This is a genomic window from Lentzea aerocolonigenes (genome assembly GCF_000955955.1).
Taxonomy (GTDB): domain Bacteria; phylum Actinomycetota; class Actinomycetes; order Mycobacteriales; family Pseudonocardiaceae; genus Lentzea; species Lentzea aerocolonigenes_A.
In genome coordinates, this window is the sequence record NZ_JYJG01000149.1 from 1 (window position 1) to 6,449 (window position 6,449).

The following is a 6,449-nucleotide window of genomic DNA, read 5'->3' on the forward strand; positions in this document are numbered from 1 at the left end:
GCGTGGGTCCGCCTGCCGGGTACCGGTAGGTGCCGCTGATCGGGTTCATCGTGACGACGCCGTTGTCGAGACTGACGTGCCGCTCCGGTGAGGCACCGACGAACGTCCGGTCGCCCGTGTGCAGCACGAATGCCCAGTAGTAGCCGGACTCCCGCGCGCAGAGCCGCCGGAAGAACGAGAGCGCCAGCCCGGCGTGGTAGTCCTCGAACTCCGCCACGAACGACCGCCGGATGACGAAGTTCGCGCCTTCTCCCCGGCCGATCTCGTCCGTGATCACCCGGCGGACGATCTCGGCGTACGCCTCGTCGTCCACGTCGAACCCCGCTCGTGCCGGCCGGAGCGCGTCATCGGGCAGTCTGTCGAGCGCACCGGCTTTGGGCAGCACGGCGTGCTCGCGAATGTTCATCACCAGCAACGGCGCCTCGTCGTCGACACACGCCAGTCCGCGTTCGGTCAGCTGCCGGAAGGGCACCACCACGAAGGCCTGCGGCCCCGCGGGCGCGTCCGCGTCCGGCAGCGGGACGTCGGCGAGCTCCGGCACCGAGACGACATCGCCCGTGAACACTTCGAGCTGTCCCTGACCGCGAGACCGTGGCCGGTGCACCAGCGCGTAGGGCTGCTCGGGCGAAGCCAGCACCGTGTCCAGCAGATCACTCATTCCACCAGCTCCTTCGTGCTGAGCACCACGGCGCAGCACCGTGCCGCGTAGTCGAGTGCCATCAGGTGGCGTTCCACGGAGAAGTCCGCCACCGCGTCGGCCACCAGGAACGGCTGGATGTCATGGCTGTACGCGTCCACAGTGGTCATGAGGACACCGATGTGCGCGTAGATTCCGCAGACGACCAGCTGGTCACGGCCGCTGGACCTCATGCGCTCCAGCAGGTCCGAGCGGTGGAAGGCGCTGTAGCGCCACTTGGTGAGCCGCCAGTCCGCCGGACGCGGTGCCAGGACGTCGACGATCTCCCGGTCCGCCGGGTCGACCCGCATGCCGGGCCCCCAGAAGTCCTTCAGCAGTCCCCTGTCCTCTGTGGACATGCTGCCGGGCTGGGCGGTGTAGGCGATCGGCATTGCCGCCGTACGACAGTGCCCGAGCACGGCGGCGATGTTGGCCGTGACCTGTTCGGCGAGCTCGGAGGCGAACGGACGGAGGAAGAAGCGCTGCATGTCATGCACCAACAGCACCGCGCGCGACGGGTCCATCGTCCACGAGACGCGCCGCTCGGGCAGGTCACCCTGCGTGGGCAGCCGGTACGCGGCGATGTCAGGGATTCCGGTCATGCGGCACCTTTTCGGGTAGAAGTCGACACGTCACGACGCGTGTTCACGCTCGAGGACCTCGGCCAGGCCGCGCCAGCTCATCGCGTTCTGCCTGGCGAACGCCGCCAGGCTGTCGTGGCAATGCGCGGGCAGGTGGTCTGCGATCTCGGCCCAGGAGGCCCGCAGTTCCACCTGGAGATGCAGCAGGCGCAGCAGAGCGCGCCCGCGTTGACTGGATCGAAGGGCGGGATCGTTGCGAAGCCGGCCCAACAGGTCCGCGCAGTCCATCGGCTCGATGGCGCGCCCAGCCGGGCCCGCGGTCCCGGTCCGCGCTCGCGACACCACCGGCAGGCCCTGCTCCGAACGCAGTCCGGCGCGGACGGCGCGGACGGTCTCCGGCGACACGCCTGTCGACCGAGCCACCTCACGCAGCGACAGGTGTGGCTGGTCCAGCAGCAGCTCACGGACGAGCTCGCGGCGCCGGACGCTGTCCGTCGGGCGGGTCCGCCCGTCCCTGCCCACCCTGGCCCCGGACTGGTCGCCGAGCAGAGTGCGGAGCCGGGCGATCGTCCTCGTCGCCACGCCGGTGATCGCGGCGACTCGCCGGTCCGACCACTGTGGACGATGGCGGAGGAGATGCTCGGCCGCCGCGCGCAGGTCCGCGCGAGCAAGCGGGAGCGTGGTGCTACTTCTGTTGGCCAGCAACGCGAACACGAACGCATCGACCTCGTCGCAGTCCAGGACCTTCGCGGTGATGTGTGACGCACCGCGCAGCCGGGCGGCGTGCAGGCGGTGCCGTCCGTCGACTACCGACATCGTGCCCCGGTGGACCACGACCGGCGGAAGCTCCTGCTCCGAGACGCGGAGCAGACGGTGCACATGCGCCGGGTTCTCCCCACCGATCCGCACGGGTCGCCCACAGCTCAACGCGTCGACTCGCAGGCGAACGACTGGATCGATCACCTGGTCGTGGGTGAGGGAGGTGCCCAGCAGCGAAACGGCCTGAACGGACATACTGCCCTCGATCCATCTCCAGGTGCCGCCGCGAACGCTTCGAGCCGCGGACGTTGCGCCAATCGTGGAAACAGCGCGACTGTCACCGCAATACGCCGTTTTATGAGGATCCCCGTCGAAAAGACGGAATCCCGGGACTCCGCAGTGTCTTCATTGGACAGTCGTTGACACGAAGCCCGGAACCTCACTACAACCGCAGCAGCAAAGCGATTCCGGAACACGAGTTCCAGTCGCGCGACAGCGCCGGTTGAAAGGTCTGGACTGTGGAAACGAACTTGCCGGCGGCGCAGCGCGCGGTCGAGATGATCACTGGCGGCTGGCGTGCACAATGTCTCTACACCGCGGTAAAACTCGGCATTCCGGACCTGGTGGCGTCCGGCCGGAACACCGATGCCGCACTGGCCGAGGCGACCGGCGCCGAGGAAGAGGGAATTCACCGGCTGATGCGTCTGCTGGTGGCCGTGGAGGTGTTCACGGGAGACGGCACCACCGGTTACGAGAACACTCCCGTGAGTACCGTTCTGACCGATACTTCCGACTCGCTGCGGAACATGTGCCTGCTCTACGGAGAAGAGTTCTACACAGCGTGGGCGCACGCCGCGGAGTCCATCTCCACGCTCACCGCGGGGTTCGAGATCGCGTTCGGTGAGCCGCTGTACCAGTACCTCGGTCACCGCGAGGACGTGAGCGAACGGTTCCAGCTCGCGATGAAGGCCGACAACCTCTTCTTCGACCACGTTCCGGACGTGATCAAGCTGTCCGGCAGCACGTTCGTCGACGTGGGAGCAGGTCCCGGCCAGCTCACCGCCGCGATCCTCGCCGCGGTGCCGGACGCGCGGGCGAAGGTCATGGACCGCGAGCACGTGATCCCGGTGGCCCGCGCGAACCTCGCCTCCTCCGTGGGGCTCGATCGGGTGGAGCTCACAGCAGGCGACATGACCGAGGCGGTTCCCGCCGGCGGCGATGTGTACTTCCTGTGCCGGGTGCTGGCCGGGTGGAGTGATGACGCCGTCGTCGGGGTGTTCGAGAACTGCCGCGCCGCGATGGCGGGCCCGTCGTCCCGGCTGGTGGTGCTCGAACGCCTGGTGGCCGACGAGAAGCCCACCATGCTGCCCTCGTTGTGGGATCTGCACCTGCTGATGACCAACGGCGGCAGGCATCGGACCCTCGAGCGGTACACCACTTTGCTGGCCAGAGCAGGACTTCAGGTGGAAGAGGTCGCGGAACTCCCGTCCGAGACCACCGCGATCATCGCCGCTGCCAGGTAGGAGATCGCGCATGTGCGGCATCACCGGATGGGTGGCCTTCGACGCGGACCTCACGTCGCGGCAGGACGTGGTGGCCGCGATGACCGCGACCATGGCCCTGCGTGGACCGGACGACTCCGGGACGTGGATCCGCAGGCACGTGGCGCTGGGCCACCGGCGGCTCGCGATCATCGACCGGTCCGGCGGCGTACAGCCGATGGTGGTGAGCACGCCGGCAGGCTCGGTCGCGCTGGTGTACAGCGGCGAGGCGTACAACTTCACCGAGTTGCGGCGCGAACTGGAAGGTCGTGGACACCGGTTCCGCACCGGCAGCGACACCGAAGTCGTGCTCAACGGCTACCTGGAGTGGGGTGACGCCGTCGCCGAACGTCTCAACGGGATGTTCGCGTTCGCGGTGTGGGACGAGCGGGACGAGAAGCTGGTGCTGGTCAGGGATCGGCTCGGCGTCAAGCCGCTTTACTACTACCCCACCCGGGACGGTGTGCTCTTCGGCTCGGAACCCAAGGCGATCCTCGCCAACCCCGCGGTGCCCAGAGCCGTCGACCTCGACGGCCTGCGCGAGCTCGTGTCGTTCACCATGACGCCCGGTTGGGCGCTGTGGCGGGGGATGCGGGAGGTCGCTCCGGGCACGATCATCACCGTCGACCGCAACGGGCTGCGCGAACGAACCTATTGGCGTCTGGAAACCCGCGCGCATCCGGACAGCCTCGGCTCCACGACCGAGGCGGTGCGCGGACTGCTGACCGACATCGTCGACCGGCAGCTGGTCGCGGACGTGCCGCGCTGCGTACTGCTGTCGGGCGGGTTGGACTCCAGCGTCATCACCGCGCTCGCCGCCACCCGTGTCGGCACGCAGGGTGAGAAACTCCAGACGTTCTCGGTCGACTTCGCGGACAGGGAGCAGACCTTCCGCGCCGACACGGCTCGCGACACCCCCGACACGCCGTTCATCCGCGACGTCGTGGCAGAGGTCGGTCAGCAGCACGAGTTCGTCACGCTCGACGCGGACATGTTGAGCCGAACGGAGTTGCGACGAGCGGTCATTCGCGCTCGTGACCTGCCCATCGGCTTCGGCGAGATGGACACCTCTCTGTACCTGCTGTTCGACGCCATCCGCCGGAGCTCGACCGTCGCGCTGTCAGGCGAGTCCGCCGACGAGGTGTTCGGTGGTTACCGCTGGTTCCACGACCCCGCTTCGGTGAGCGGGAACAACTTCCCGTGGCTGGTCTACCCCAGCGCGATGAGCGGGGACCGGGCCGCGGTGATGGCGCCGGACCTGCGCAAGTCGCTGGACGTGAACACGTACGTTGCCGACCAGTACGCGACCGCGGTCAGCCAGGTCGGGCACCTACCCGGTGACGACCCCGTCGAACGCCGGATGCGCACCGTCTCGCACCTCCACCTGACGCGGTTCATCCGGATGATGCTGGACCGCAAGGACAGGATCTCCATGGCGGTCGGTCTCGAAGTCCGCGTGCCGTTCTGCGACCACCGTCTCGTCGAGTACGTCTACAACGCCCCGTGGGCCATGAAGTCCTTCGACGGGCGGGAGAAGAGCCTGCTCCGGCACGCCACCGCGGACCTGCTGCCCGCCTCGGTGCGCGACCGGCTCAAGGCCGCCTATCCGTCCACTCAGGACTCGTCCTACAACACTGCGATCCAGCGGCAGGCCGCGGACGTGCTGGCCGACCGCAACCACCCGGCGCTGGAACTGGTCGACCAGGAGTGGCTCACGGAAGCCATCGGCCGTGACCCCTCGCAGATGTCGCCGAACGTGCGACGCGGCATCGACCGGGTCCTGGACCTGTACCACTGGTTCGACCTGTATCGGCCCTCGCTCACGCTCCGCTGAATCTTCGGCCGCCCGGCTCACGCTGGGTTCAGCCGATCTGTTGACCAGCGGTCGGCGTCGTCGGCGACACGACGCACGAGCTGCAGAAGATCGAGACCAGCATGGAGGTGCCAAGCCAGAACCTCGCCACCAAGGTCCACTTCCTTTGACCTGTCCCTGCGCGTCGGCGAGCAACAGGCCGGCGCGGCAGGCCGAACCATCATCTGCACTCGGAAACCTGGTCAGGGTCAGCTGATCCAGGCTCCAATCCAGACAGGACTGAACTCTCGTGATCAAGAAATTTGCGCTTGGCCTCACGGCCGGAATGGTTCTCGCCGCCTCGCTCGCAGGACTGGCGGCGGTTCCCGCGACGGCAGCCGGCAACCCCTGTGGGGACCGCGGCTTCTGGTGCAAGGAGATGTGGAAGGAACCGGAGATCACCTTCAAGGACAAGGCCAAGGCTCAGGCCGCGCTGCGCACGGTCCAAGCCAACTGCAACAAGGAAGGCGGAACGGTCGTCCGGGCCTTCGTCGACCCGCGCGGCGACGAGTGGGAGCCTGTGGTGTTCTGCCGCCTCCCGCGCTGACCGGCGCGCGTTGGGCGTTCACCGTTCGAGGTGACCGAAAGGCGCGTTCGCGCGCGAACGTGCCTTTCGGGCCGACTCACCAGCTCCTCCATCCAGAACAGCGCGAGCGACCTCGGCATCGGACACGCCCGCTCACGCAGGAACCGCTCGTCCCGGTGGAGCCGAACGGCGTGGTCTCGTTGTGCACCACCCATCCGCGTGCATACCTGCGGTCCGTGGAGCGTGCGTTCGGAGGCGATCAGAGGCGGTGACAACGCGGCTGCTCGCGGCCGTGGACCGATCATCAACGTGCGTCAGGCAATCGCTCGACAGCGCCCTCGACGACGAGGGTCTTCGCCGCGCCTCGGCCAGGACAGCTTCCCAGCGATCTCGCCTTCTCGGATGAGCACAACGCGTGGTGGCCATGACGTCCGGCTTCCACCTGCACCACAAAGCGAAAGTTGACCAGACTTCTTCTCATCCACCTCAGCGAAGAGCGAACTCAATTCTTCGC

General features: G+C 67.7%; 6 protein-coding genes. 3 read left to right on the forward strand and 3 right to left on the reverse strand.

Annotated elements, in window-relative coordinates:
* The 3 genes from UK23_RS21610 to UK23_RS21620 all read right to left on the reverse strand — a co-directional run.
* The coding region (locus tag UK23_RS21610) for a chorismate-binding protein (RefSeq protein ID WP_045313400.1) at positions 1–658 on the reverse strand (658 nt) is incomplete at its 3' end.
* Complete coding sequence (locus tag UK23_RS21615; RefSeq protein WP_045313401.1) at positions 655–1,278, reverse strand: isochorismatase family protein; 624 nt, start codon at positions 1,276–1,278, stop codon at positions 655–657. The genes UK23_RS21610 and UK23_RS21615, both read right to left, overlap by 4 nt.
* Before the next feature lie 30 nt (positions 1,279–1,308).
* The gene (locus UK23_RS21620) at positions 1,309–2,271 is read right to left on the reverse strand and encodes a ParB/RepB/Spo0J family partition protein (protein WP_045313402.1); all 963 of its coding nucleotides are present in this window, start codon (positions 2,269–2,271) and stop codon (positions 1,309–1,311) included.
* 263 nt (positions 2,272–2,534) lie between these two features.
* Here UK23_RS21620 and UK23_RS21625 point away from each other — a divergent pair, with 263 nt between their 5' ends.
* From UK23_RS21625 to UK23_RS21635, 3 genes are all read left to right on the forward strand, one after another.
* Positions 2,535–3,539, forward strand: a complete 1,005-nt coding sequence (locus UK23_RS21625) for a methyltransferase (protein ID WP_156213289.1) — start codon at positions 2,535–2,537, stop codon at positions 3,537–3,539.
* A gap of 10 nt (positions 3,540–3,549) precedes the next feature.
* Positions 3,550–5,391, forward strand: a complete 1,842-nt coding sequence (gene asnB, locus UK23_RS21630) for an asparagine synthase (glutamine-hydrolyzing) (protein ID WP_045313403.1) — start codon at positions 3,550–3,552, stop codon at positions 5,389–5,391.
* Between the two features lie 268 nt (positions 5,392–5,659).
* On the forward strand, positions 5,660–5,956 hold the full coding sequence (locus UK23_RS21635; protein WP_156213290.1) for a hypothetical protein: 297 nt from the start codon (positions 5,660–5,662) through the stop codon (positions 5,954–5,956).
* Positions 5,957–6,449 lie beyond the last annotated feature (493 nt).

Coding starts and splice junctions, on each gene's coding strand:
- UK23_RS21615 (WP_045313401.1), bottom strand. CDS start 1,278: ATGACCGGAATCCCTGACATCGCCGCGTACCGGCTGCCCACGCAGGGT.
- UK23_RS21620 (WP_045313402.1), bottom strand. CDS start 2,271: ATGTCCGTTCAGGCCGTTTCGCTGCTGGGCACCTCCCTCACCCACGAC.
- asnB (WP_045313403.1), top strand. CDS start 3,550: ATGTGCGGCATCACCGGATGGGTGGCCTTCGACGCGGACCTCACGTCG.